Source organism: Kitasatospora sp. NPDC085464 (assembly GCF_044541955.1).
Taxonomy (GTDB): Bacteria; Actinomycetota; Actinomycetes; order Streptomycetales; family Streptomycetaceae; genus Kitasatospora.
Genome location: NZ_JBITTM010000013.1, coordinates 26,327 through 50,935, shown reverse-complemented (window position 1 = coordinate 50,935; position 24,609 = coordinate 26,327). Strand labels below are relative to the sequence as shown.

Here is a 24,609-nt window from a genome sequence, read left to right as displayed (position 1 = left end):
GACCGCGCCCGCAGGCGGGGGCGGCCCGGCCAGGCAGCCGGGCGGGGGCGGCCCGGAGGCCGGGTAGCCGGTGGCCCGGCCTCAGGCCGGCAGGACGCGCTTCAGCAGGCCGAGCAGTGCCTCCCAGTGCCGTTCGTCGGCGACCGCGTCGTAGCGGGTGGTGTCGGCCTGGGTGTAGCCGTGCGGGGCGCCGGTGTAGACCTCGGCCCGGTAGCGGACACCGGCGGCGGTGAGGGCCTCGGCGAGCCGGTCGATCTGCTCCGGCGGCAGTGCCTCGTCCTGGTCCGCGTGGCCGAAGTACAGCTCGGCGGTGATCCGTTCGGCGCCCAGGTGCGGGCTGTCGGGGCGCTCGGTGGCGAGGTTGCCGCCGTGGAAGCCGGCCGCGAGGGCGATCCGGTCGGGGTGGCTGGCGGCGGTGCGCAGGGCGAGGAGGGCGCCTCGGCAGTAGCCGGTGAGGCCGACCGGGCCGTCCTGGACCAGCTGCGACTCGGCGAGCCAGCGCAGGTAGGCGTCCGCGTCGCGCTCGGTGACGTCGGGGGTGAGGGTGGCAAGCAACGGGCCGAGCCGGTCGAAGACCGGGTCGTCGCTCTCCACGTCGATGAGTTCCGGCAGTTCGACGACCGGGGCACGGCCGTTCCGGTAGTAGGCGTTGGGGACGAGCACGGTGTACCCGGCGGCGGCGAGGCGGTCGGCCATGCGCTTCAGGTGCGGCCGGAGCCCGAAGGCGTCCATGTAGAGGATGACGCCCGGGTGGGCCCGGCCGTCATCGGGGTGGGCGAGGTAGGCGTCGGCAGTGCCGTCCGCCGTCCGGATGTCCACGAGGGTTCCGCGCACGGTCATGGTGAGGGCGCTCCTTCCGTTGGTGTGGCAGCGTATCCGGCGGGCGCGGCCCCGGCCCGAACGGGCGTCCGGGGAACGCCCCCACCCCGGTCCGGCGTTGGGCGGGCATGGGGCTGATCGTGGGTGTGGTGGCGACGGTGGCGGCGTTACTGGGGCTGGCCGCACTGGCGGTGTGGCAGATCCGGGACGAGGCGTCGCCGCGCCCGCGGCAGCGCGGGCCCGGGGTCGCGGGGCTGGGCGCCGGCGGGCTGGACGAGTTGCACGCGCTGTTCAGTCCGGGGAAGCGGATCCAGGTCGAGCAGAAGAAGGAGCGGCTCGCTCTGCGGGACGACGCGCAGGCCGGATCGCCGCCGCACTTCGGTGTGGACCTGGACCGGGGCGTGGCGGTGCTGCGCGGCGGGGCCGGAGAAGCCCTGCTCGACCCCGTACCGCGCGGCGGGGCCGGGGAGTCCGCCCCCGGTCAGGCACCGCGCGACGGGAGCGGAACGGGCCCGGCCGGTCAGGCCCCCCAGGTGCGGGAGCAGAGCACCAGCCGGTAGCCGTCCGGGTCGGCCACCGTCACGCCGAACTCCTCCCAGTACGGGTTGTGGGCCTCGACCCGGGTGCCGCCGGCCGCCTCCAGCCGGGCGACCAGGGCCTCGTCCACCGGCGCGCCGAGGTAGACGACGAACAGGTCGTCCACCGTCGGAGTGGGCTCCAGCGGCCGCTCCGGGTCGTGGGTCAGCTCGAAGTGCCAGGCGCCACCGGGCGGGCCGACCATCAGCAGGTCGTGCTCGCCGGAGACCCGCTCGGTGGTGCGCCACAGCACGTCGAGCCCGAGGCCGCCGACGTAGAAGCGTTCGGCTGCCGCGAGGTCGCGCGAGGGGCGGGCGATCCGGACCCGCACGGTGGAATCGATCATGCGGGTGACCATAGCCGACAGCACTGACAACGAACCACGTTTCCGCGCAACGCTGTGGACGGTCCGTCAGCGTTCCGGCGGCCCGGTTCGCCGCCGTACGCGGCCGGGCCGCTGCGGCCGTTCGCGGCCCGGCTCGCGGCCGTTCGCGGTCGGGGTCGCTGCAGCCGTGCGCAGCCGGAACCGCCGCCGTTTGCGGTCAGAGCCGCCGCAGCCGCTCCTCGTCGGAGGTGCGCGGGCAGGTCAGGCAGGCGACGGCCTCGGGCCCGACCGCGTAGTAGAGGCAGCAGCCGAGCCGGGTGCGGGTGTGATGGGTGCGCCCGTCGGGGGTGTGCAGGCGGCGGAAGTCGGCGGCGCCCGGCAGCGGCTGGGTGCCGCCGGGCAGGACGGCCCCGGCGGCGGTGACGGCGGTGTCCTCGTCGCCGAGCATCCGGCCCAGGTACCAGACGGCGGAGGCGAGGTCGTCCGTCACCATGCCCCAGAGCGCCCGGTCGTGACGCCGGGTGGGCCCGGCGAAGGCCGCGAGCAGCGGCTCGACGTGCGCGACCACGGCGGCCCGCAGTTCGGCGCGGAGCTCGTCGTCACCGGGGAGGGTCACGTGGCCGCGCGGGCGCAGCGCGAGCGCACCGGTGGGAGCGTGCAGCCAGAGGTCGGCGGGGTCGACGACCGGCACCCTCCGGGCGAGGTGCCAGGGGCCGGCGACGATCAGGCAGGCCGACCAGACGTAGTGGTGCAGCAGCCGGGAAGCGGTCACGTGCGGCCGCGGCGCGCGGCCGTGTTCGGCCGCGATGCGGGACTCCTCGCCGGCCAGGACGGCGGCCAGCGCCCGTTCGTCGGTGGCGATCCGGGCTCCGGAGTACCAGCCGTCGGCGGCGCGCGGAGCGGGTTCGACGGCGTCGAGCAGCCGCAGGTCCAGCGCCGGACACAGCTCCAGCAGCCGCCGGTAGTCACCGACGAGCGCGGCGGACGCGGTGGACCCACCAGCCGCGACGGGCGCGACGGACCCGCCGGCCCCGCCGGACGCGACAGGCGCGACAGGCGCGACAGGCGCGACAGGCGCGACGGACGGCAGGGCGCCGCGAGGCGCGACGGGCAGGGGTGTTCCGGGAACCATCGGCACTCCCGAGATCGATTCCGCATGATCGATTAAGGTGAGGCTCACCTTACAATGCCTCATGTCGCCCGGCGACCAGAGGCGATCGCGGGCAGGTCGACACATCGGGCCAGTCGAGGGCGAATCACCCGAACCCTTGACGAACTTAGGTAAACCTAACCTAAGATATCGCTTCGTGCTGAGAACCGATCCGCCCGCCTCCACAGTCCCGCCGACGCCTCGCGCCTCGGCGGCCCGGCAGCTCCTGGTGCTGCTCGCCGGCATGTGCGCGCTCGTGCTGTGTGCGGCCCTGAGCCTTGCGCTGGGCTCCCGATCCATCCCGCTGTCGACCGTCGTCGACGCCCTCACCGGCGCCGCCCACGGCGGTGACGCCGACGTGGTGACGGGCCTTCGGGTCCCGCGCACGCTGATCGGACTGGCCGTCGGGGCGGCGCTCGGTGTCGCCGGGGCGGTCGCCCAGGGCGTCACCCGCAACCCGCTGGCCTCGCCGGTCACCCTCGGCATCAACGCGGGCGCGAGCCTCGCCGTCGTCGCCGCGATCTACACGCTGGGCCTCTCCCGCCCGGTCGAGTACCTCTGGTTCGCCTTCGCCGGAGCAGCCGTCGCCGCCGTCGCCGCGTACGCGATGTCCCGGCGCGGCGGGGACCTCGACCCGGTCCGGCTCGCGCTCGGCGGCACCGTGCTCACGGTGGTGCTCACCTCCTGGACCTCGGCGCTGATGCTGGCCAGTCACCGCACGCTGGACGAGGCCCGCTTCTGGCTGGCCGGATCGATCGCCGGACGGCACCTGGACACCCTCACCCCCGTCCTGCCCTTCCTCGCACTCGGCCTGATCGGCTCCCTCGCCATCTCCCCCGCGCTCAACGCGCTGGCCCTCGGCGACGAGACCGCGCAGTCGCTGGGCGTGCCGGTGGCCCGGATCCGGGTGGCCGGCGGGCTCGCCGTCGTCCTGCTCGCGGGCAGTGCGGTGGCGGTCGCCGGACCGGTGGCGTTCATCGGACTGGCCGCCCCGCACCTGGTCCGCCCGCTGCTCGGCAACGACCACCGCCGGCTGCTGCCCGGCTGCCTGATCGCCGGTCCGCTGCTGCTGCTCACCGCCGACGTGCTCGGTCGGCTGGTGGTCCGCCCGTCCGAGATCGAGGTCGGCATCGTGACCGCGTTCCTCGGCGCGCCGCTGCTCGCGGTGCTGGCCCGGAAGGTGGCCCGGTGACCGCGCTCGCCCTCCCCGCCCGGGCCCTCGCCCGCCGCCGGACCCGTACCGCCGTCTGGTCGCTGGTCGCCGCCGCGCTGCTGGTGCTGCTGACCGGGATCGCGCTCGGCACCGGGCAGCTCGACATCCCCGTCTGGGACGCCCTGCGCGCGCTCGTCGGCCAGGGCGAGCCCGGCAACGTCCTGGTGGTGCAGCAGTTCCGCGCGCCCCGCGTCGTCTCCGCCCTGATCGCGGGCGCCGGGCTGGCGATGGCCGGCTCGATGCTGCAGCGGCTGTTCCGCAACCCGCTGGCCGCCCCCGACACCATCGGCATCACCGGCGGCGCCTCCTTCGGCGCCGTCCTGATGCTGGCCACCGGCGCCTCCCAGCAGCTGATCCCGCTGGCCGCGGTCGGCGGCGGGCTGCTCGCGGCGCTGCTGCTCGGCGGCTTCGCCTGGCGCTCGAAAATGGCCGTCACCCGCCTGGTGCTGGTCGGCCTGGCGGTGCAGCAGGGCCTCGCCGCCGCCGTGAACCTGATGATCGTACGGTTCCCGGCCGAGCTGGCCTCCTCGGCACTGCAGTGGACCACCGGCTCGCTCTACGGCCGCAACTGGACCGAGGTGTGGATCGGCGGCTCCGCCATCGGGCTGACCGCGGTCGGCGTCCTGCTCAGCCAGCGGCGGGTCGCCGTGCTCGACCTCGGCGACGACTCGGCCGGCGGCCTCGGCCTCACCCCGGCCCGCGACCGGCTCGGACTGCTGCTGCTCACCATCACCCTCGCCTCGCTGGCCGCCGCCCTCACCGGACCGGTCGCCTTCGTCGCGCTCGCCGTGCCGCACCTGGTCCGGCTGCTCGCCGGACCGCCCACCCTCGGCACCCTCGGTCTCACCGCGCTCACCGGCGCCGTGCTGCTGCTCTCCGCCGACCTCCTGGTGCTCCACGTGATCCCCGTCCACGGCCTGCCGGTCGGTGCCGTCACCGCCACCCTCGGCGCGCCCTGGCTCCTGGTGCTGATGATCCGCCAGAGCCGGCTTCCCCAGAGGAGCAGCTGATGACCTCCGCCGAGACGTCCGCCGAGACCGCGACCGCGGTTGCCACCGCGACCGCCATCACCCCTGCCGCAGCTGCCGGCCGGACCCCTCCGGCAGCCCCCGGCGCAACCGCGAACCGGCTCGCCGCCCGGGGCCTCGGGCTGCGCTACGGCGACCGGACCATCGTCGAGGGGCTCGACCTCGAACTGCCCGGCGACGCCGTCACCGCGATCGTCGGACCGAACGCCTGCGGCAAGTCGACGCTGCTGCGCGGGCTCGTCCGGCTGCTCGACCCGGCCGCCGGCACCGTCACCCTGGACGGCGCCGACATCCACCGGATGCCCGCCCGGGCGCTCGCCAAGCGGATGGGCCTGCTGCCGCAACAGCCGGTCACCCCGGAGGCGGTCACCGTCGAGGCGCTGGTCCGGCTCGGACGGTACCCGCACCAGCGGATGCTCAGCCCGTGGTCCAAGGCCGACCAGGCCGCCGTCGAGGACGCGCTGGAACGCACCGGCACCGCCGAGCTCCGCGACCGGCAGGTCGACCGGCTCTCCGGCGGGCAGCGCCAGCGGGTCTGGATCGCGCTCGCGCTCGCCCAGGAGACCGACCTGCTGCTGCTCGACGAGCCGACCACCTTCCTGGACCTGCGCCACCAGCTCGACGTGCTCGACCTGGTCGCCGACCTGCACGCCGAGGCCGGACGCACCGTCGTGATGGTGCTGCACGACCTCGGACAGGCCGCCCGGTACGCCGACCACCTGGTGGTACTCAAGGACGGACGGCTCGCGGCCGCCGGTCCGCCGTCGGAGGTGCTGACCGCCGAGCTGGTGGAGGCCGTCTTCCAGGTGCCCTGCCGGGTCGTGCCCGATCCGGAGACCGGTACGCCGCTGGTCGTGCCGCGGGCGCGGGTGCGCGGCTCCGCTGCCGGTGCCGCTGCCGGTGCGGGTGCCAGTGCCGATGCCGCTGCCGATGCCGCTGCCGATGCCGCTGCCGATGCCGTCGGCTGTACGGCTGCCACCGCCGTCTGAGCTCCCACCCCCGTCCCCCCGTTCGACCCGATCCAAGGAACCCTGATGAACCGCCGACTCCCCGTCGCCGTCCTCGCCGTCGCCCTCTCGACCACCCTGCTCGCCGCCTGCGGCAGCAGCGGGGACGGTGCCAAGTCGGGCGGCGACTCCGCGTCCGCCGCCTCGGCCGGTACCGCCGCCGGCTTCCCGCGCAGCGTCAAGCACGCGGCGGGCACGGCCGAGCTCAAGAGCCAGCCGAAGCGCGTCGTCGTCCTCGACAGCGGCGAGCTGGACGACGTCACGCTGCTCGGCATCACGCCGGTCGGCGCGGTGTCCCCGCACATGAAGACCGAGGGCGGGTTCCCGAACTACCTCAAGGACAAGATCAAGGACACCAAGGACGTCGGCCCGATGAACGAGCCGAACCTGGAGCTGATCGCCTCCCTCAAGCCCGACCTGATCCTCTCCTCCAAGGTCCGGCACGCCAAGGTGTACTCCCAGCTGAACGCGATCGCCCCGACCGTCCTGGCCGAGACCACCGGGTTCCCGTGGAAGGAGAACCTGGCGCTGTACGCCCAGGCGCTCGGCAAGGAGGACGAGGCGAAGAAGGCGCTCGCCGACTACGAGGCGCGGGCGAAGAAGCTCGGCGAGGAGATCCGGACCAAGTTCAACGGGACCATGCCGACCGCGTCGGTGGTCCGCTTCGTGGCCGGCCCGACCCGTCTGTACGCCAAGTCCTCCTACAGCGGTGTGGTGCTCAAGGACGTCGGCCTGACCCGCCCGGCCGCGCAGGACGTGGACCAGAACATCATCGAGGTCAGCGCCGAGCAGATCAACCAGGCGGACGCCGACCTGGTGTTCGTCACCACCGCCGACGACCCGACCAAGACCAAGGAGAGCGAGGTCCAGCAGACCCCGGTCTGGCAGGGCCTGAACGCCGTCAAGAACAACAAGGTGTTCAACGTCCCGGACGAGACCTGGATGTCCGGCATCGGTGTCCAGGCCGCCGACGCGATGCTCGTCGACATCGCCAAGGCCGCGGGCGTGGACGCGCCCAAGTAGCCGTCCCGGTCGTCATCCGGCGAATGTCGGCCCGCGCCCCGGCCCCATGTCGGCGAACGGATGACAACCGACGACTGACAGCCGACAGCTGACAGCTGACAGCTGACAACTGACAGATTTCGAAAGTTGTCGGCTGTCAGCTGTCCGCCCACCTGCCTCCGCCATCCCCTGAGGACCCCCATGCGGCTCTACCTGCTCGCCCTGAACCCCACCGACTCGGTCACCACCGGCTTCCTGCCCGCCGCCGCCCGGCTCGGGCTCGACGTCACCGTCCTCACCGACTGCGCCGAACCCCACCGGCAGGCCTACGCCGCGCTCCCCTTCTCCGCACCGGAGATCCTGGAGTGCGACGTGCGCGACTTCCGCGCCGTGGTCAGCCTGATCTCCCGCCTCACCCTGTCCTCCCCGGGCCACGCACCCGACGCGGTCTTCAGCAACAGCGACCACCTGCAGGCCCAGACCGCCCTGGCCGCCGAGTACTTCGGCCTCCCCGCCAAGGACTGGAAGGCCGCGCTGCGCGCCAAGGACAAGGGCCAGCTGCGCCGCCACCTCGCACTGACCGGCCAGGACACCGTCTGGTCCGCCGAGTTGGCCCCCGGGCAGGACCCGGCCGAGCTGGACCCGCCGTTCCCCTGCGTGGTCAAGCCCCGGGAGGGCGTGGCCAGCGAGGACGTCACCCTGGTCACCGACACCGCGGAACTCCTCGCCCGCTGCAAGGAGATCCAGCACCGCAGGGCCGGCGCCACCCTGGTGGTCGAGGAGTTCCTGGACGGGCAGCTGTACACCGTGGAGACCCTCGGCGACGGCCACCGTCGCCACGTCCTCGGCGGCTTCCGCACCCGGATCTCCCCGCCGCCGGACTTCATCGAGGAGCTGCTCACCTTCGTCCCGGCCCACCCGCAGCCCGTGGTCGACCAGGTGCTCGCCCAACTCGACGCACTCGGCGTCGGGTTCGGTGTCTGCCACACCGAGTTCGCGCTGCAACCGGACGGCCGCGCCCGGATCATCGAGGTCAACTACCGTGCCATCGGCGACCAGTGCGACCTGATGCTCGCCGAGATCCTCGACATACCGCTGTTCGAGCTCGTCCTCGGCGTCCACCTCGGCCACGAGCTGCCCGCCGACCTGACGGAGAGGTGCGCCGCCACCCTCCGCCGGGCCCGCAACGAGCTGGTCTGCGCCGACCGCGCCGGTGTCCTCACCGCCGCCCCCGGCCCGTACGACGAGGAGCGCGACGGCGTCCGGCTCGCCTACCGACCGCTGCGCCCGCTCGGCGAACGTCACGAGCTCTACCGCACCAACCGCGACTACCTGGGCGTCATCTGGGCCGTCGGCACCGACCAGGGCGCTGTGGACACCGCAGTCGCCCGCTTCCTCGCCGCCAACCGCTGGGAAATCACCCCATGACCCCCGGAGACCGGCCGGCGGCCGAGGCCCGCCCCGCAGCCACCACGGACACCATCACGGCCAACACGGCCAACACGGCCACCGCCACCGCCACCGCCACCGCCACCGCCACCCAACAGCTCACCCTGCGGGTGCTGTCCGCCCTGCTGCGCGAGGACGTCCTCGGCCTGCGCAGCCGAGGCACCGTCGAGACCCGTCCGGACGGCCCCTGGCTGACCGTCCCCGAAGCACGGCTCGCCCTGCCGGTGGCCCCGGAGGGCTTCCAGTGCGAGTACGCCGCCCGGCTGCCGCTGCTGGAGCTCGACGGACGTCGGATCACCGGCCCGGACACCGTCGTGGCGGCGCTCGCCGAACTGGCCGAGGCCGAGGACCGGCCCGGCTGGGCGGCCTTCGCCGAGGAGTGCCGCCAGACCCTCGCCACCATGGAACTGCACGAGCGGGTCCGCGCCGAGGTGCACGACCGGCTGACCGACCTGTACGGCCCCGACCCGGCCGACTGGACCGGCCCCGTCGCCGCCCTCGGCCACGACACCCTGGCCGCTCACATCGACCATCCGGTCTACCCGACGGCACGCGGCCGCTCCGGGCTCACCGAGCCCCAACTGCGCGCCCATGCACCCGAGTTCCATCCGGCCTTCGAACTGCGCTGGCTGGCCGTGCCGACCGACGCGCTGACCGTCCACGGCGAACGGCCCCTGCCCAGCTGGTGGCCCACACCGGCCTGGCTCGGCCTCGCCGACCGGTGCCCCGGCGACGGCTGGGCCACCCTGCCGGTCCACCCGCTCACCGTCGGCGCGCCGCTGGACGAGGCACTGGCGGCCACCGGCCTGACCGACCGCGCGGTGCTCGCCGACCGGCCGTACCTGACCGTCGTCCCGACCCTGTCCATGCGCACCGTCGCCGTCGCCGACGACCCCGGGTGCCACCTCAAGCTCCCGCTCGCCACCGCCAGCCTGGGCCGGCTCAACCGCCGCACCATCAAGCCCGGCACACTGCTCGACGGCGCGGCCGGCCAGCGGCTGGTCGAGGCCGTGCTGGAGCGCGAGCCGCGGTTCGCCGGCCGGATCCTGCACGCCGACGAGCAGACCTGGGCGCACGCCGGACACGAGCTGCTGGCCGTCCTGCTGCGCCGCTACCCGGCGGGGCTGGAGCGGGCCACCACCGTCCCGCTGGCCGCCCTGCTGGCCCCCGCGCCCGACGGCCGCCTGGTCATCGACCACCTCGCCGACCGCTACCACGATGGCTCCGTCCTGGCCTGCTACGACGCCCTGCTGGAGCTGCTGCTGGACTGGCAGACCACGCTGTTCGGCTACGGCATCGCCCTGGAGTCGCACCAGCAGAACACCTCGCTGGTGCTCGACGGGGACGGTCTGCGGCTGCTCTACAAGGACGACGACGGCCCGCGCGTGCACACCGCCCGGATGACCGCCGCCCTCGGCGAACTCGCCCCTTCCGTCGACGAGTTCGACGATGCGCGGATCTTCTGCGAGGACGACCGGGCCTTGGTCGACCTCTTCGCCACCATCACCGGCCACCTGTGCACCGGCTCCGTCGCCTTCGGTCTCGCCGACCACGGCCGGGCCGAACTCACGCACGTCCTCACGCTGTTGCGCAAGCGCACGGCGGAAGCCGTGGAGCGGCTGGGGCCGGTGGGCGAGCCGCTGCGGACGGCCCTGCTGGACGCCGAGCGCCTTCCGGTCAAAGCCATGGTCACCGCCGGGACACTGCTCAGCAAGCAGCGCTCGGGCGCCGCCGACATCAACAAGCACTACACCACCGGCCCGAACTACCTGCGCGACGCCGCACGCAGCCCCGCGCACAGTCCCGCACTCAGTCCAGCGCACAGCTCCGCACACAGCCCCGCACACAGCCCCGCACCCGAGCCAGGACACGGCACCGCGCACGGCGACGGGACCGCCCGATGACCGTGGAGGCGCTCCCGCAGCACTCGCAGCCCGCGGCCGCGCACCCCGAAGGGCTCGGCCGACGCCAGGTGCACGCCGTCGCGGCCTGCTACTTCGTCGCCTCCTTCGCCGCGCTCGGCCTGCCGCCGTACCTCACCGCGATCCTGCCCGGTCTCGGCGACCCGCAGGCCCGCTGGGCGGGCGTCCTGTACATCGTGCCGACGGTGTTCAGCGGGCTCGGCGCGCCGCTGTGGGGCCGACTGGCCGACCGCTTCGGCCGCAAGCGGCTGCTGCTGCGCGCCCAACTCGGTCTGACCGTCTCCTTCCTGCTCGCCGGCGCCGCCGACAGCCTGCCCGCCTTCACCCTCGCACTGGTACTCCAGGGCTTCCTCGGCGGCACCTTCGCGGCCACCAACGGCTACCTGGCAGCCGCACTCGACGGCAGTCGGCTCTCCCGTGCGCTCACCCTGATGCAGGGCAGCGCACGGGCGGCCCTGGTGGCCGCGCCGATCCTGGTCGGGGCGCTCTCCCCGTGGATCGACCCGCACCGCCAGTACCTGGTGATGGCCGTACTCCCGCTCACCGCAGCGGTGTTCCTCTCGCTGCTGCCCGAGCCGACGCTCCACGAGGCCCCCGAAGCCGCCGCGGGCCGGGCGTCCGCGAAGACCGCCTCGGCGCCGCTCCTGACGCTCTACGCCTTCGAGTTCGTCTTCGTCTTCGCGACGGTCATCTCCTTCCCCTACCTCATCGCCCTCGCCGAGCAGCGCCTGCCCGGCGTGGACGGCACCACCACCGGCGTGCTCTTCGCCCTGCCGCACCTGTGCTACCTGGTGTTCGCCTCCCGCACCCACCGGGCGTTCGACTCCCGTCCGCACACCGGCATCGCGCTCGGCTTCGGCTTCGTCGCGCTCGGTCTGGCCGGGCACGCCGTCGCGTACTCGCTGCCCGTGTTCATCGCCGTCCGGCTGCTGCTCGGGGCCGGGCTCACCCTGGGCCTCGTCTGCCTCGCCGTGCTCGCCGCCGGCGCCGCCAAGGGTCGCCCGCCCGGCCGGATGTTCGGCACCCTCGAACTCGTCTCGAAGGGTGGCGCCGTCGCCGCCGGCGCCGTCGCCGCGCTGGCCAACGGACGGTTCGGCGCCGCCGCCCCCGTGGTGGCCGGAACCGCCGCCGCCCTGCTGGCCGCCGTCGCGGCCACCGCCCTCACCCTCCCGTCCCTCCGCCAGCGCTGGAGTCGCCGATGACCGCCGAGCAGATGACCACCGCGCAGCCGACCACCACGCAGCCGACCAGCGCGCAGCCGACCACCGGGCAGCCGACCATCGGACAGACGACGGGCGCGCATACCACTGCCGAACGGACCACTGCCGAACGGGCCACTGCCGTACGGACGTCCGCCGGCCAGCCGGCCCGCGAGCCCGACCCGCGCGAGGCCGTGAACCACGAACTGCCCACCTCCGACGAGGTGGTGGCCCACACCCTGCTGAACTGCCTGCTGCGCGAGGTCTCCGGCCCCGAGCACCAGACCGCCGCCGACGGCGGCCGCCTGCTGCTGCGCCTGCCCCGCCGCGGCGCCCTGCTGCGGGTCGCCCTGCGCCGCACCTCGCTGCTCGGCGCGCACCGCTTCACCGGGCCCGTCGAGGTCGAACGGGACGGCGACTGGGCCGTGTTGGGCTGGCCGGAGCTGGCCGAGTACGTCCGGGACGAACTGGAGCTGCGCACCGGCACGGTCAACGAGGAGTTCCTCGCCCAGGTGGCGTCCAGCCACCACGGCGTCCGCCAGGGTCTGGAGCGCCGCCCGGCCGCCGGATCCGACCGCTACCTGGAGTCCGAGCAGGCCCTGCTGTTCGGCCACCGCTTCCACCCGGCCCCCAAGTCCCGTTCCGCCGCCCGCGGCGACTGGCGCCGCTACGCCCCGGAGTCCCGCGCCGACTTCCGGCTGCGCCACCTCGCGGTCCGTGCCGAGCTGCTGGCCGAGGAGTCGCTGGACGGGAGCGCCACCGCCCTGCTCGACGGCCTCGGCGAGGTGCCGGACGGCTACCGGCTGCTGCCCGCCCACCCCTGGCAGTACCAACTCATCGGCGACCAACCGCTGTTGCGCAAGGCCATGGCCAGGGGCGACGTCCTCGACCTCGGCCCGCGCGGCGAGCGCTTCACCGCCACCGCCTCGGTGCGCACCCTGCACGGCGCCGGCGCCTTCCTGAAGTTCAGCCTCAACGTGCGCATCACCAACTGCCTGCGCAAGAACGCGGCTTACGAACTCACCGGCGCCGTCGCGCTCACCCGGCTGCTCGCACCGGCGCTCGCCGACCTCGCCCGGCGCTTCCCCGACACGGCGATGCTCCGCGAACCGGCCTTCCGCACCCTCGCCCTGCCCGGCCCCGACGGCCACCCCGACCGGGCGCTGTACGAGGGCTTCGGCCTGATCGTCCGCGAGGGCTTCGCCGGCGTGCTGCGCCCCGGCACCACCCCGCTGCTCGCGGCCGCCGTCGCCGACGAACACCCGACCAGCTCCGCGCACATCTCCCGCCTGCTGGAAGCCGGTTCGGGCGGCGGCGCGGACGGCGCGGCGGCGCTCGACTGGTGGCGCGCCTACCTGCGGCTGCTCGTCCCGCCGGTCCTGGCCGCCTACTTCGACCACGGCGTGGTGCTGGAGCCCCACCTGCAGAACGTGCTCGTGGGCGTGGACGCCACCGGGCACCCCGTCCAGGTGCTCTTCCGCGACCTGGAGGGCACCAAGCTCGTCCCCGAGCACAACGCCGACATCCTCGCCGCCCTCCCGCCCGAGGTGGCCGGCCCGATGACGTACGACGCCGAGCGCGGCTGGGACCGCGTGGTCTACTGCCTGCTGGTCAACCACGTCTCCGAGCTGCTCGCCGCCCTCGCGGACCGCCACCCGGAGCTGGAGTGCGCGCTGTGGCAGGCCGTCCGGGACACCCTGGAGGAGTACGCCGCCGCCCACGGCTGCCCGCCCCGGCTGCGCGCCCTGCTCGCCGGTGTCCCGCTGCCCGCCAAGGCCAACCTGCTGACCCGCTGGGAGCGCAAGGCCGACCGCGAGGCCGGCTACGTCCGGCTGCCCTCCCCGCTGGCCGGCTCCGTCCTCGCCGAGGCCGCCCGCATGCCCGTCCGCCTTCACGCCGGGAGCACCGCCCGATGACCGAGACCGTCCGCAGCCATGTCGCCGCCCTCGCGTCCGACGAACTACCCGCCTACGTCTACGACCTGGCCGCGCTGCGCGAGCACTCCGCCGCCGTCCGGGCCGCGCTGCCCGAGCGGGTAGAGCTGTATTACGCCGCCAAGGCCAACCCGGAGACGCCGCTGCTCATCGCGCTGCGCGACGCGGTCGACGGCTACGAGGTCTCCAGCGGCGGCGAGTTGGCGCACGTTCGGGCCGCCGTGCCGGACGCGCCGCTGGCCTTCGGCGGGCCGGGCAAGACCCCGGCCGAGATCGCCGCCGCGGTGACGGCCGGGGTGCACCGCTGGCACGTGGAGAGCGAGCAGGAGCTGCACCGGCTCGCCGCCGTGCTCGCGGAGCAGCCGGGGGCGGTCGTCGACGTGCTGCTGCGGGTCAACCTGGCGGTCACCACGGACGCGCTCGACGCGGTGCCGCTCGCGATGGGCGGACGGCCCACGCCGTTCGGCCTGGACCCGGAGCAGGCCGAGGAGTGCGTCCGCCTGCTCACCGGCGACGGCCCGCTGGGGCGGCAGCTGCGCCTGCGCGGCGTGCACGCCCACCTGGCGAGCGGCCTCGACGCGGCGGAGCAGCTGTCGGTCGCTGCGCAGATCGTCGCCTGGTCGGCCGCGCTCGCCGAACGGCACGGCTTCCCGCTCGACGAGGTCAACATCGGCGGCGGGATGGCCGTGGACTACGAGGACCCGGCCGCGCGATTCGACTGGAAGGCCTTCGGCGAGGGGCTGGCCGGACTGCTCGACGCCCACCCCGCGCTCACCCTGCGGATCGAACCGGGCCGGGCGCTGACCGCCCACTGCGGCTGGTACGCGACCGAGGTGCTGGACGTGAAGCGGAGCCACGGCGAGGACTTCGCGGTGGTCCGCGGCGGCACCCACCACCTGCGCACCCCGGTGACCCGGGGGCACTCCCAGCCCTTCGCGGTGCTCCCGGTGGACCTGTGGCCGCACCCGTGGCCGCGCCCCGCCGTGACCACCGGCCTCGCCACCCTGGCCGGGCAGCTCTGCACCCCGAAGGACGTCCTCGCCCGCGCGGCCGACGGCGCGGCAGGGCTGCGGGCGGCGGACCGCGTGCTGTTCGCCATGGCGGGCGCGTACGCCTGGAACATCTCGCACCACGAGTTCCTGATGCACCCTCGCCCGGGCTTCCACTACCTGGGCGGGTGACCCAGGACAACGAACAGATGACAACCGACAGCTGACAGATTTCGAAATCTGTCAGCTGTCATCTGTCGGTTGTCATCTGTCGGCCGTCAGCCGCTCGCGGCTCCCCGTCCGCCGCCGCCCCCTTCCCGCTCTCGTGGGAGAGTGGTACTCAGCGAAGGGAGCGCGAACGTGCTGATGGACAAGGTGGCGGAGATACTCGCCGAGGCATCGGCCGAGGCGGTGGAGCCGCGCTTCCGGGCGCTGGCCGCCGGCGAGGTGATGGAGAAGGCGCCCGGCGAGGTCGTGACGATCGCCGACCGCGAGGCCGAGGCCATCATCGCCCGCCGCCTGCACGAGCTGCTGCCGGTCCCCGTGGTCGGCGAGGAGGCCGTCGCCGCCGACCCCTCACTCGCCCGGGCGCTGCACGACGAACCCGCCGCCTGGCTGGTCGACCCGGTCGACGGCACCGCCAACTTCGTCGCCGGCCGCCCCGAGTACGCCGTGATGTGCTCCCTCGTCCGCAGCGGCCGCACCGTGGCCTCCTGGATCTGGCAGCCCGCCACCGCCACCGCCTACCGCGCCGAGCTGGGCTCCGGTGCCTGGCGCGACGGCGAACGCCTCACCCGCCCGCCGGCACCGCGGGACGCCGCCGAGCTGCGCGGTTCGGTGAAGAGCCGCTTCCTCGACCCCGAGCACCGCCGCCGCCTGCTGGCCAACGCCACGGCCTTCGGCGAGGTCTCCCCCGGCCGGCACGCCGCCGGGATCGAGTACCCCGACGTGATCGAGGGCCGCTTCGACTTCCTCCTCTACTGGCGCACCCTCCCCTGGGACCACGCCCCCGGCTCCCTCCTCGTCACCGAGGCCGGCGGCATCTCCGCCCGCCTGGACGGCACCCCGTACCGCCCCGAAGCCCCCGGCTGCGAGGACGGCCTCCTGGTCGCAGCCGATCCCCACACCTGGGAGCTCGCCCACAAGGTCCTCCTGGGCACCTGACCCGCCCGGCGCGCCCGGCCTCCGCCGTACAGGCCCGCGCGACGCCCGCACGGGCCCACCAAACGCCCGTACAGGCCGACGTGGCTCTTCCGTACGGCGCCCCGGGGGGCGCCGCGCTAGCCCGCCCGCTCCCCCGCCACCTTGCGGCCCGCCCCCACCACCTCGCGCAGCAGCGTCCCGACCTCCCCCACCGTCGTGTGCGGGTTCAGCAGCGTCAGCTTCAGCCGCACCCGTCCCGGCCCGTCCCCCGGCAACTCGGTACGCCCGACCACCGCCCGCCCGCTGCGCAGCAGCAGCCGCCGCAGCCGACCGTTCATCTCGTCCAGCGCCGCCCCGTCCGTCACGCCCGGCGGACGGTAGCGGAAGAGGACGGTGGTGAGCACGGGGTCGGCGTGCAGTTCCAGGGAGGGGTCGGCACGGACGGCGTCGGCGGCGGCGCGGGCGAGGTCGTGACAGGCGTCGACGAGGCGGCCGAGGCCGTCGCGACCGAGGGTGCGCAGGGTGACGGCGAGTTTGAAGGCGTCGGCCCGGCGGGTGGTGCGCAGGGAGCGGCCGAGCAGGCTCGGGTAGCCGGCCTGCTCGTCGTCGACCGGGTTGAGGTACTCGGCGCGGCGGGCGAGCGAGACGTACGTCTCGGCGCGACGCACCAGGAACACCCCGGCGGCGGCCGGCTGCCAGCCGAGCTTGTGCCAGTCGAGGGAGACCGAGTCGGCGCGGGCGATGCCGTCGAGCAGCGGCGCCAGCCGGTCGGAGAGCAGCGCCCCGCCGCCGTACGCGGCGTCGACGTGCAGCCAGGCACCGTAGCGGCGGGCGAGGTCGGCGGCGGCGGTCAGCGGGTCGACGGCTCCGGTGTCGGTGGTTCCGGCGGTGGCGACGACGGCGATCGGGGTCCGCCCGGCCCAGCCGGCCTCCGCCAGGGACCGCTCCAACTCCTCCTCCCGCATCCGGAGTTGCCGGTCGACGGGGACGGAGAGGACGGCCCGCTCGCCGAGCCCGAGGAGTGCGGCGGCGCGCTGGACGGAGAAGTGCGCGGCCTCGGAGGCGAGGATGCACGGCCGGACGCCCTCCGGGATCCCGTCCAGCTCCACGATGCCGTCGAGCTTCTGGTCGCGCGCCAGCATGAGCCCCATCAGGTTGGACTCGGTGCCGCCGGAGGTGAGGACCCCGGCGGAGCGCTGCGGATCGTAGCCGACCAGCCCGGCGAGTTCGGCGAGCAGCGCGGTCTCCAGTGCCGTGGCGGCGGGGGCCTGGTCCCAGGAGTCCTGCGACGGGTTGAGGGCGCTCACCGCGAGGTCGGCCGCGGCGGCGACGGCGAGCGGCGGGCAGTGCAGGTGGGCGGCGCAGGCCGGGTCGGCGGGGTCGGCGGCTCCGTAGGCGAGGAGTTCGGTGAGCCGGGCGAGCGCGCCGCGGCCGCCGGTGGCGGCCAGGGCGTCGGCGACCAGTGCGGCGATCTCGGCGGGACTGCCGGCCGGCAGCGGTCCGGAGCGCATGGCGATGCCCGTGTCGAGCGCGTCGAGGACGGTGGCCAGCAGTGGCCCGAGCGCCCCGGGCCCGGCTGCGCCGCCGGCCAGGGCGTCCGACGCGACCTCGCCCCCCGGCATGCCGATCGGACCGGGCCCGGGGCCGCTCACCGCTCCGCCCGCCACGCACCACCCGCAGCCGACCCCGCTGCCGACCCCGACGGCGGGGCAGCGGACCCGGACACGGCCCCGGACCCGGGCTCGGACCCGGCCCCGGCCCCGCGCTCGGACCCGGACACGAACGCGATCGCGTCGGCGAGCCGCTCCAGCACGGCCGCCACCTGCTCGTCCGTGACGGTGAGCGGCGGGAGCAGCCGCAGGACCGCGTCGTGGCGCCCGCCGAGTTCGACGATCAGACCGCGCGTCAGGCACGCCTCCCGCACCCGTACGGCGAGCGCCGGATCGGCCGGCCGGGCCCCGCAGGCGTCGGGCTCGGCCGTCGGGTCGACCAGTTCGACGCCGATCATCAGCCCCCGGCCGCGCACGTCGCCGATCACCGGCAGTTCGCCCGCGAGGTCGCGCAGCCGGGCCGCCATCCGGTCGCCGACGACGGCCGCCCGCTCGGCCAGCCCGTGCGCCGCGACGTAACGGAGGGTCGCCGCCCCGGCGGCCATGGCGAGGGTGTTGCCGCGGAAGGTGCCGGTGTGGGCGCCGGGACGCCAGCCGTCGTAGTCCTCGCGGTAGACGACGACGGCGAGCGGCAGGCTGCCGCCGATGGCCTTGGAGAGCACCATCGCGTCCGGGACGATGCCGCTGTGCTCGATCGCCCACATCGCGCCGGTGCGGCCGACCCCGGTCTGCACCTCGTCCACGATCAGCGGGATGCCGCGTTCGGCGGTGATCCGGCGCATCGCGCGCAGCCAGCCGTCGGGCGCGGGGACGACGCCGCCCTCGCCCTGGACGGCCTCCAGGACCATCGCGGCGGGGGGCACCACGCCGCCCGACGGGTCGTCCAGCAATCGCTCGACGTAGGTGACGGCGAGATCGGCACCCGCGTCGCCGCCGACCCCGAACGGGCAGCGGTAGCCGTACGGGTAGGGCAGCCGGACGACCTCGCCGCAGCTCGGCAGCGGCTCCTTGACGGCGACGTTGCCGGTGAGCGCGAGGGCGCCGGCGGTCATGCCGTGGTACCCGCCGGTGAAGGCGAGCGCGCCGGTGCGGCCGGTCGCGGTCTGCATCAGTTTGAGCGCGGCCTCGATGGCGTCCGTGCCGGCCGGACCGCAGAAGTGCACCCGGGCGCGGCTCGCGAACCCGGCCGGGAGGCTGTCGAACAGCGCGCTGGTGAAGTCGTCCTTCTCCGCGGTGGCGAGGTCGAGCAGGTGCAGCGGGGCGCCGCTGTCGAGGGTGCGGCGGATGGCCTCCAGCACCACCGGGTGGTTGTGGCCGAGGGCGAGCGTGCCGGCGCCGGAGAGGCAGTCCAGGTAGCGCCGCCCGTCGGCGCCCTCGACGGTCATGCCGTTGGCACGGACCGGGACGATCGGGAAGGAGCGGGCGTACGTTCTGGCGGCGGACTCGCGGACGCGCTGGCGACGCAGGATGGCCTCACCGGCGGCCGGGGCCGGGGTTCCGGAGGCGGCCTGGGCAGGTACGGCAGCGAGCGACACGACAGACCCCCAGGGGAAGTTAGGTAAGCCTAACTTTATCGCTCCCGACCTGGCGGAATGCCCGCAGGGCACCGAGAACCACCCGAGCGGGTGAACTTCCGCCCGATACCGCCCCACACCCTCCGCCGAGCCCCCGGTCCCTCCAACGAGCGTCGCGCCGAAAGGTCACGCGCCCCGTTCCCTGGATCGCCGCCGCCCGTCGCGCGTCCCCGTCGCCCGTCTCCGGCTACCGCCAGCGCCACCGCCATCACGGATTCGCCTTCCAGCGGTAGCACAGCTCCGGCCGCCCGACGTTGCCGTACTGCGGCTCCCGCACCGCCCGCCCGGTGTCCACCAGGTGCTCCAGGTAGCGCCGAGCGGTGATCCGCGAGACCCCCGCGGCGGTTCCGGCGGCCGCCGCCGACAGCCCGGTCGCGGCCTCCCTGAGCACCGAGGCGACGGTGTCCAGGGTGGGCGCGCTCAGCCCCTTCGGCAGCGCGCTGCGCTCGGGGGTCCGGAGCAGGGCGAGCGCCTGGTCGACCTCGTCCTGCCCGGTGGCCTCGCCGGTCCGCCCGAGGCTGTCCCGGTACCGGGCGTAGCGCTCCAGCCGGTCGTGCAGGGCGGCGGCGCTGAACGGTTTCAGCAGGTACTGAACGACCCCGGCCGAGACCGCCTGCCGGACCATCGCGAGGTCGCGCGCCGAGGTCACCGCGATGACGTCGGTGGTGTGGCCGGCGGCGCGCAGCGTGCGGCACAGCTGCAGCCCGTGGCCGTCCGGCAGGTAGAGGTCGAGGAGGGTGAGGTCGACGGGGGTCCCGGCGGCGCGGGCCCGGTCCAGGAAGCGCAGCGCGTCGGCGCAGCTGTGGACGGTGCCGACGGCGCGGAAGCCGGGTTCGCGCTCGACGTACAGGGTGTGCGCGGCGGCCGCCACCGGGTCGTCCTCGACGACCAGCACGGAGATCCCCGCGGGATCCGCTCCACGGTACGGGGTCATGCCAGGGCCTCCTCGGGCTCGCGGCCTCCCGGCTCCCGCCGCTCTCCGCATTCCACCGGTTCCCCCGGTTCCGCGCGTTCCCCCGGCTCCCGCCGGTCCTGCGGCCGACCTGCCAGCGGCAGCCGGACCGTCAGCACCGCGCCGCGCTCGCGCCCGACCTCGACGGTGCCGCCGTTGCGCCGGGCGGCCTGGGCCACCAGCGCCAGGCCGAGGCCGTGCCCGCGGCCGTCCTGCTTGGTGCTCCACCCGCGCCGGAACACGTCCTCGACGGCCGAGGGGTCGATGCCCGCGCCGGTGTCGGCGACCCGCAGCAGCAGGCAGTCGCCCTCCCCGCTCACGCCGGAACCCGTACCCACGCCGGAGCCCGTACCCGCGCCCGCGCCCGCGCCCGCACGGGAAACCGCAGAAACCGCACCGGCGCCGGTGCCCGGGGCTCCGCCGCGCTCGATCCGCGCCGTGACGGTCACCTCCGGCGGGGCGGTGCTCTGCGCGGCCCCGGCGATGGCGGCGTCCACGGCGTTGTCGACCAGGTTGCCGAGCACGGTGATCAGGTCCCGGGCGGAGAGTCCGGGCGGGAGCACCCCGTCGTCGATCCTGCTGTCCTCGGTGAGGGTCAACTCCACGCCCCGCTCGGCTGCTTGGGCGGCCTTGCCGAGCAGCAGCGCGGCCAGGACCGGCTCGCTCACCGCCGCGACCACCCGGTCGGTGAGCTGCTGGGCCAGTTCGAGTTCGGCGGTGGCGAACTCCACCGCCTGTTCGTGGCGGCCGAGTTCGATCAGCGAGACGACCGCGTGCAGCCGGTTGGCGGCCTCGTGCGCCTGGGCGCCGAGCGCCTCGGTGAAACCGCGCACGGAGTCCAACTCGCCACTGAGCGACTGAAGTTCGGTGTGATCCCGGAGGGTGACCACCCGGCCGAGGCCGGTGCCGATGATGGAGGTGTTGAGCACCACGACCCGTTCGGCGGTCAGGTGCACCTCGTCCCGGGCCGGCTCCTCGCCCAGGACGGCCACCACCAGCGCCTCCGGCAGGTCCAGCTCCGCCATCGGCCGTCCGTCCAAGTCGCCGGTCAGGCCCAGCAGTTCGCGAGCGGCGTCGTTGCACAGCACGACCCGGTGCGAGCGGTCGAGCAGGACCAGCCCCTCGCGCACCGAGTGCAGCGTGGCCTGGTGGTACTCGTACAGGTGACTGAGCTCGTCCGGCCCCATGCCGTGAGTGTGCCGCCGCAGCCTGGAGTTGGCGAGGTAGGTGCCGGCGCCGCCGAGCGCGAGCGCGGCCACCGCCACCCCGACCAGGGCCATCAGCGGACCGCTGAGCTGCGCGGAGATCGACTCGACGGTGCGGCCCGCGCTGACCAGTGCGACCACCCGGTGCCGGTCGTCCCACACCGGTGTGACCACCCGGACCGACGGGCCGAGCGTGCCGGTGTACGTCTCGCTGCGGGTCTGCCCGGCGAGCGCCCAGTCGATGTGCCCGAGGTAGCGCTTGCCGATCTGCTCGGGCAGCGGGTGGGTCCAGCGCACGCCGTCGGTGTCCATGACGGTGATGAAGGAGACCCCGCTGTCCGTCCGCACCTGCTCGACGTACGGCTGGAGCACCGCGGTCGGGTCCGGGCCGGTGACGGCGGACCGGACGGACGGCGAGTCGGCGACGGCGTGGGCGACCGCGGTCACCTCACGGCGGGCCGCGTCCTCGTTCCGGTCGGCGGTGAAGAGGTACGCCAGCACCGCGCCGCCCGCGACCACGGCGGCGACGATCACCACCTGGACGACGAACAGCTGCCCGGCCAGACTGCGGACCAGCCGCCGGGGCAGGCGGCGGGGCAGCCGCCGAGGCAGTCGGCGGGCGGGGCCGGACGACCGGAGCGGACCGAGCGCGGGGAACCGGGGGAGCCGACGGCGCGAGGTCGTGGGGGCGGTGCGCTCGGACATGCCAGCCAGTGTGCACCACGGGCGGCGCGGGCGACCCGGGTGCGTCGACCGTGAACTCTATGAACGCAAACGTGACCCCCGTCACGTTCCGGCCCATAGTCGGAGCGGCCCACCACCCGGGGCCGCCAGGACTGCAGGGCGAAGGAGCCGCAGATGTCGATCGCTGGAGCCGCAACGGCGGGGGGACCCAGACGCAAGGACCGGACCCACTACCTCTACCTCGCCGTGATCGCTGCGGTGATCGCGGGCGTGGTGGTCGGGCTGGCCGCCCCCGGCTTCGCCGTGGAGCTCAAGCCGGTCGGCACCGGCTTCGTCAACCTGATCAAGATGATGATCAGCCCGGTGATCTTCTGCACCATCGTGCTGGGCATCGGCTCGGTGACCAAGGCGGCGAAGGTCGGCAAGGTCGGCGGCCTGGCGCTCGGCTACTTCCTCGCCATGTCGACCGTCGCGCTGGCCATCGGCCTGGTCGTCGGCAACCTGCTGGAGCCCGGCGGCGGGCTGCACCTGACCGCCGCGCTCGCCAAGTCCGGCCACGCCCAGGCCGCGGCCGGCGGCGCCCAGTCGACCACCGACTTCCTGCTCGGGATGATCCCCGACACCATGTTCTCCGCCCTCACCCAGGGCAAGGTGCTGCAGACCCTGCTGGTCGCCCTGCTCGCCGGATTCGCCCTGCAGGCGATGGGACCGGCCGGTGCCCCGGTGCTGCGCGGGATCGAGCACGTGCAGCGGCTGGTCTTCCGGGTCATGGCGATGATCATGTGGGTCGCGCCGATCGGCGCCTTCGGGGCGATGGCGGCCGTGGTGGGGGCCACCGGCACGGCCGCGCTGAAGAGCCTCGCCGTCATCATGATCGGCTTCTACCTGACCTGCGCGCTGTTCGTCGTGGTGGTACTGGGCACGCTGCTGCGCCTGGTCGCCGGGGTCAACGTGTTCGCGCTGCTGAGGTACCTCGGCCGCGAGTTCCTGCTCATCCTCTCCACCTCCTCCTCCGAGAGCGCCCTGCCCCGCCTGATCGCCAAGATGGAGCACCTGGGCGTCAGCCGCCCCGTCGTCGGCATCACCGTGCCGACCGGCTACAGCTTCAACCTCGACGGCACCGCGATCTACCTGACCATGGCCTCGATCTTCATCTCCGAGGCGATGGACAAGCCGATGTCGATCGGCGAGCAGCTCTCGCTGCTGGTGTTCATGGTGATCGCGAGCAAGGGCGCGGCCGGCGTCACCGGTGCGGGCCTGGCCACCCTCGCGGGCGGCCTGCAGTCGCACAAGCCCGCGCTGGTGGACGGGGTCGGCCTGATCGTCGGCATCGACCGCTTCATGTCCGAGGCCCGGGCACTCACCAACTTCGCGGGCAACGCCGTCGCGACCGTCCTCATCGGCCACTGGACCGGCGAGCTGGACGCCGAGCGCGCCCGCCGGGTGCTGGCCGGCGAGGTGCCGTTCGACGAACTGACCCTGGTCGACGGCCACGGCGCCGGGAGCCCGGTGGCTGAGGGCGAACCCGCGAACGCCCCCGAGGCGGTCCCCGCCCGGGGAGCCGAACCCGCCGCCGTCTGACAGCGGCCGCCCCACTCCCCCGGTCCGGCGCCACCCACCAACCCCCGGAAACGGCGCCGGGCCGGGGGCCTTCCGCTCCGTGCGGCTCGGCCCCGATGCGGCCGGAACGCGGCTCCCACGGGCCCGACCGCCCTCACAGCTCCTGCGAGCCGCCGATCCCCCAGGCCACCCCGCTCGCCGGATCCTCCAGCGCGACGTGCAGGTGGTGCAGCCCGGCCGACGGCTCCTGCCAGGTGAAGCAGCGCATCCGGGCCACCAGCGCGTTCACCTCACCCGACTCCGGCCCGTCCGCCCCGGCCATCGCGGCCAGTGCCCGCCACAGCCCCAGCCGACCGTGAGCACAGCCCTGCGTCCGGCCGACGGCCGCGGCCCGCACCAGCGCCGGGTAGACCAGCGCGAACGGCAGGTGCCCGCCGACCACCCGTCGCCCCCGGGCCAGCTGGGCCGCCGCCAGCGGGGCCTGGCCGCGGACACAGACCGCCTCCGCCCACGGCGCCAGTGCGCCCAGCTCGGCCAGCGCCCGGGTGACCCGCCGACCGGCGGGCCGAGCGTCCGCCCGCGTCCCCGACGCCGGGAGCTCCACCGCACCGAGGCCCTCCCGGCTGGGCGGCAGGGTCAGCAGCGCGCTCCGCGCACCTCCGCCGGGCAGGTACTCCCGCACCCGCGCCGACTCCTCCCACCCCGAGGCCTCCCACGGCTCCAGCCGCATCGGCACGCCTTCCGGATCGGGCTCGGCCCCGTACGAGAGGTCCTCCCCGAGCAGCACCCGGGTGTGCGCGACCAGCCGGCGCACCAGGGGCGGGCCGAGGAGCGGGGCCAGCCGCAGCCACGAGTGCCGGGTCGCCAGCACCTCCCAGAGCGGACCGGCGTCGTGGTCGGCCACCCCGGCGACCGTCCCCTCGCCGCCGTCCCGGTCGAACAGCCGGACGGCCAGCTCGGGCGGCGCCGCGTAGGCGATCAGGTGGCCGAGCGGCGCCGTCAGGGCCGCCGCGGTCTCCTCCCCGGCTTCGACCACGGCGGCCGCCCGGCCCTGCCGGTAGGCGGCGAGCAGCTCGTGCCAGCGGCCGTCCTCGGCCAGGGCGCGCAGGCGGTGGTCCTCGTACGTGATCACGATTTTCAGCGTACGGGCCGGGGCGGCGCATCAGCTGACTTGCCGTCAGTTCGGTGCGTCGGGCCACCGCACGGCGGACGGGAGCGGCGGGCAGGAAGGCGGCGGACGGCGGTGGCGGGCAGGAGGAGCGGCGAGT

The 24,609-nt window shown here is 74.8% G+C and carries 20 protein-coding genes; 12 read left to right on the top strand and 8 right to left on the bottom strand.

The window, feature by feature from the left end; genetic code table 11:
* Positions 1 to 81 precede the first annotated feature (81 nt).
* Positions 82 to 840 carry a dienelactone hydrolase family protein gene (locus ACIGG8_RS13675; protein WP_396547829.1) on the bottom strand — a complete coding sequence of 253 codons (759 nt, stop codon included), beginning with the start codon at positions 838 to 840 and terminating at the stop codon, positions 82 to 84.
* A gap of 107 nt (positions 841 to 947) precedes the next feature.
* Between ACIGG8_RS13675 and ACIGG8_RS13670 the strand changes: the two genes are divergently transcribed.
* Complete coding sequence (locus ACIGG8_RS13670) at positions 948 to 1,379, top strand: DUF6191 domain-containing protein (protein ID WP_396547827.1); 432 nt, start codon at positions 948 to 950, stop codon at positions 1,377 to 1,379.
* Here the strand turns inward: ACIGG8_RS13670 and ACIGG8_RS13665 are convergent.
* Positions 1,340 to 1,741: a VOC family protein gene (locus tag ACIGG8_RS13665; RefSeq protein ID WP_396547825.1), complete on the bottom strand. Its 402-nt coding sequence runs from the start codon at positions 1,739 to 1,741 to the stop codon at positions 1,340 to 1,342. The genes ACIGG8_RS13670 and ACIGG8_RS13665 overlap by 40 nt on opposite strands.
* Positions 1,742 to 1,937: 196 nt before the next feature.
* Positions 1,938 to 2,852 (bottom strand): (2Fe-2S)-binding protein, encoded by a 915-nt coding sequence (locus ACIGG8_RS13660; RefSeq protein ID WP_396547824.1) that lies wholly within the window; start codon positions 2,850 to 2,852, stop codon positions 1,938 to 1,940.
* A 262-nt stretch (positions 2,853 to 3,114) separates the two neighbouring features.
* Here ACIGG8_RS13660 and ACIGG8_RS13655 point away from each other — a divergent pair, with 262 nt between their 5' ends.
* The 10 genes from ACIGG8_RS13655 to ACIGG8_RS13610 all read left to right on the top strand — a co-directional run bounded on the left by ACIGG8_RS13655 (position 3,115) and on the right by ACIGG8_RS13610 (position 15,777).
* On the top strand, positions 3,115 to 4,062 hold the full coding sequence (locus ACIGG8_RS13655; RefSeq protein ID WP_396548008.1) for a FecCD family ABC transporter permease: 948 nt from the start codon (positions 3,115 to 3,117) through the stop codon (positions 4,060 to 4,062).
* On the top strand, positions 4,059 to 5,093 hold the full coding sequence (locus tag ACIGG8_RS13650; protein ID WP_396547822.1) for a FecCD family ABC transporter permease: 1,035 nt from the start codon (positions 4,059 to 4,061) through the stop codon (positions 5,091 to 5,093). The genes ACIGG8_RS13655 and ACIGG8_RS13650 overlap by 4 nt, the downstream gene beginning before the upstream one ends.
* Positions 5,093 to 6,100, top strand: a complete 1,008-nt coding sequence (locus ACIGG8_RS13645) for an ABC transporter ATP-binding protein (RefSeq protein ID WP_396547820.1) — start codon at positions 5,093 to 5,095, stop codon at positions 6,098 to 6,100. The genes ACIGG8_RS13650 and ACIGG8_RS13645 overlap by 1 nt, the downstream gene beginning before the upstream one ends.
* A 45-nt stretch (positions 6,101 to 6,145) precedes the next feature.
* Positions 6,146 to 7,141 carry an iron-siderophore ABC transporter substrate-binding protein gene (locus tag ACIGG8_RS13640; RefSeq protein ID WP_350518986.1) on the top strand — a complete coding sequence of 332 codons (996 nt, stop codon included), beginning with the start codon at positions 6,146 to 6,148 and terminating at the stop codon, positions 7,139 to 7,141.
* Positions 7,142 to 7,321: 180 nt separating this feature from the next.
* A complete protein-coding gene (locus ACIGG8_RS13635; protein WP_396547818.1) occupies positions 7,322 to 8,548 on the top strand; it encodes an acetyl-CoA carboxylase biotin carboxylase subunit family protein in 1,227 nt (408 codons plus the stop codon).
* Positions 8,545 to 10,473 (top strand): IucA/IucC family protein, encoded by a 1,929-nt coding sequence (locus ACIGG8_RS13630; RefSeq protein ID WP_396547817.1) that lies wholly within the window; start codon positions 8,545 to 8,547, stop codon positions 10,471 to 10,473. Before ACIGG8_RS13635 ends, ACIGG8_RS13630 begins: the two co-directional genes overlap by 4 nt.
* Complete coding sequence (locus tag ACIGG8_RS13625) at positions 10,470 to 11,693, top strand: MFS transporter (RefSeq protein ID WP_396547816.1); 1,224 nt, start codon at positions 10,470 to 10,472, stop codon at positions 11,691 to 11,693. The genes ACIGG8_RS13630 and ACIGG8_RS13625 overlap by 4 nt, the downstream gene beginning before the upstream one ends.
* On the top strand, positions 11,690 to 13,606 hold the full coding sequence (locus tag ACIGG8_RS13620; RefSeq protein ID WP_396547814.1) for an IucA/IucC family protein: 1,917 nt from the start codon (positions 11,690 to 11,692) through the stop codon (positions 13,604 to 13,606). The genes ACIGG8_RS13625 and ACIGG8_RS13620 overlap by 4 nt, the downstream gene beginning before the upstream one ends.
* Complete coding sequence (locus ACIGG8_RS13615; protein ID WP_396547812.1) at positions 13,603 to 14,805, top strand: type III PLP-dependent enzyme; 1,203 nt, start codon at positions 13,603 to 13,605, stop codon at positions 14,803 to 14,805. The genes ACIGG8_RS13620 and ACIGG8_RS13615 overlap by 4 nt, the downstream gene beginning before the upstream one ends.
* A 174-nt stretch (positions 14,806 to 14,979) precedes the next feature.
* Positions 14,980 to 15,777 (top strand): inositol monophosphatase family protein, encoded by a 798-nt coding sequence (locus ACIGG8_RS13610; protein WP_396548006.1) that lies wholly within the window; start codon positions 14,980 to 14,982, stop codon positions 15,775 to 15,777.
* Positions 15,778 to 15,893: 116 nt separating this feature from the next.
* Here the strand turns inward: ACIGG8_RS13610 and ACIGG8_RS13605 are convergent, their stop codons facing one another.
* From ACIGG8_RS13605 to ACIGG8_RS13590, 4 genes are all read right to left on the bottom strand, one after another.
* Entirely contained in the window at positions 15,894 to 17,378 is a 1,485-nt protein-coding gene (locus ACIGG8_RS13605) for a pyridoxal phosphate-dependent decarboxylase family protein (RefSeq protein WP_396548005.1), read from the bottom strand.
* Between the two features lie 26 nt (positions 17,379 to 17,404).
* Positions 17,405 to 18,901, bottom strand: a complete 1,497-nt coding sequence (locus ACIGG8_RS13600; RefSeq protein WP_396547810.1) for a diaminobutyrate--2-oxoglutarate transaminase family protein — start codon at positions 18,899 to 18,901, stop codon at positions 17,405 to 17,407.
* Positions 18,902 to 19,148: 247 nt separating this feature from the next.
* Positions 19,149 to 19,874: a response regulator gene (locus ACIGG8_RS13595; protein WP_396547808.1), complete on the bottom strand. Its 726-nt coding sequence runs from the start codon at positions 19,872 to 19,874 to the stop codon at positions 19,149 to 19,151.
* Entirely contained in the window at positions 19,871 to 21,802 is a 1,932-nt protein-coding gene (locus tag ACIGG8_RS13590; RefSeq protein ID WP_396547807.1) for an ATP-binding protein, read from the bottom strand. Before ACIGG8_RS13590 ends, ACIGG8_RS13595 begins: the two co-directional genes overlap by 4 nt.
* Positions 21,803 to 21,955: 153 nt before the next feature.
* Here ACIGG8_RS13590 and ACIGG8_RS13585 point away from each other — a divergent pair, with 153 nt between their 5' ends.
* On the top strand, positions 21,956 to 23,362 hold the full coding sequence (locus ACIGG8_RS13585) for a cation:dicarboxylate symporter family transporter (protein ID WP_396547805.1): 1,407 nt from the start codon (positions 21,956 to 21,958) through the stop codon (positions 23,360 to 23,362).
* Positions 23,363 to 23,495: 133 nt separating this feature from the next.
* Here ACIGG8_RS13585 and ACIGG8_RS13580 read toward each other — a convergent pair whose 3' ends face one another.
* A complete protein-coding gene (locus ACIGG8_RS13580) occupies positions 23,496 to 24,473 on the bottom strand; it encodes a hypothetical protein (RefSeq protein ID WP_396547804.1) in 978 nt (325 codons plus the stop codon).
* Positions 24,474 to 24,609: the final 136 nt, after the last annotated feature.

What these genes read in the sequence shown, in the direction of transcription:
- ACIGG8_RS13660 (WP_396547824.1), bottom strand. Translation starts at nt 2,852, where the DNA reads ATGGTTCCCGGAACACCCCTGCCCGTCGCGCCTCGCGGCGCCCTGCCG.
- ACIGG8_RS13640 (WP_350518986.1), top strand. Translation starts at nt 6,146, where the DNA reads ATGAACCGCCGACTCCCCGTCGCCGTCCTCGCCGTCGCCCTCTCGACC.
- ACIGG8_RS13590 (WP_396547807.1), bottom strand. Translation starts at nt 21,802, where the DNA reads ATGTCCGAGCGCACCGCCCCCACGACCTCGCGCCGTCGGCTCCCCCGG.
- ACIGG8_RS13645 (WP_396547820.1), top strand. Translation starts at nt 5,093, where the DNA reads ATGACCTCCGCCGAGACGTCCGCCGAGACCGCGACCGCGGTTGCCACC.
- ACIGG8_RS13615 (WP_396547812.1), top strand. Translation starts at nt 13,603, where the DNA reads ATGACCGAGACCGTCCGCAGCCATGTCGCCGCCCTCGCGTCCGACGAA.
- ACIGG8_RS13585 (WP_396547805.1), top strand. Translation starts at nt 21,956, where the DNA reads ATGTCGATCGCTGGAGCCGCAACGGCGGGGGGACCCAGACGCAAGGAC.
- ACIGG8_RS13620 (WP_396547814.1), top strand. Translation starts at nt 11,690, where the DNA reads ATGACCGCCGAGCAGATGACCACCGCGCAGCCGACCACCACGCAGCCG.
- ACIGG8_RS13675 (WP_396547829.1), bottom strand. Translation starts at nt 840, where the DNA reads ATGACCGTGCGCGGAACCCTCGTGGACATCCGGACGGCGGACGGCACT.
- ACIGG8_RS13625 (WP_396547816.1), top strand. Translation starts at nt 10,470, where the DNA reads ATGACCGTGGAGGCGCTCCCGCAGCACTCGCAGCCCGCGGCCGCGCAC.
- ACIGG8_RS13670 (WP_396547827.1), top strand. Translation starts at nt 948, where the DNA reads ATGGGGCTGATCGTGGGTGTGGTGGCGACGGTGGCGGCGTTACTGGGG.
- ACIGG8_RS13595 (WP_396547808.1), bottom strand. Translation starts at nt 19,874, where the DNA reads ATGACCCCGTACCGTGGAGCGGATCCCGCGGGGATCTCCGTGCTGGTC.
- ACIGG8_RS13655 (WP_396548008.1), top strand. Translation starts at nt 3,115, where the DNA reads ATGTGCGCGCTCGTGCTGTGTGCGGCCCTGAGCCTTGCGCTGGGCTCC.
- ACIGG8_RS13665 (WP_396547825.1), bottom strand. Translation starts at nt 1,741, where the DNA reads ATGATCGATTCCACCGTGCGGGTCCGGATCGCCCGCCCCTCGCGCGAC.
- ACIGG8_RS13635 (WP_396547818.1), top strand. Translation starts at nt 7,322, where the DNA reads ATGCGGCTCTACCTGCTCGCCCTGAACCCCACCGACTCGGTCACCACC.
- ACIGG8_RS13605 (WP_396548005.1), bottom strand. Translation starts at nt 17,378, where the DNA reads ATGCCGGGGGGCGAGGTCGCGTCGGACGCCCTGGCCGGCGGCGCAGCC.
- ACIGG8_RS13610 (WP_396548006.1), top strand. Translation starts at nt 14,980, where the DNA reads ATGGACAAGGTGGCGGAGATACTCGCCGAGGCATCGGCCGAGGCGGTG.
- ACIGG8_RS13630 (WP_396547817.1), top strand. Translation starts at nt 8,545, where the DNA reads ATGACCCCCGGAGACCGGCCGGCGGCCGAGGCCCGCCCCGCAGCCACC.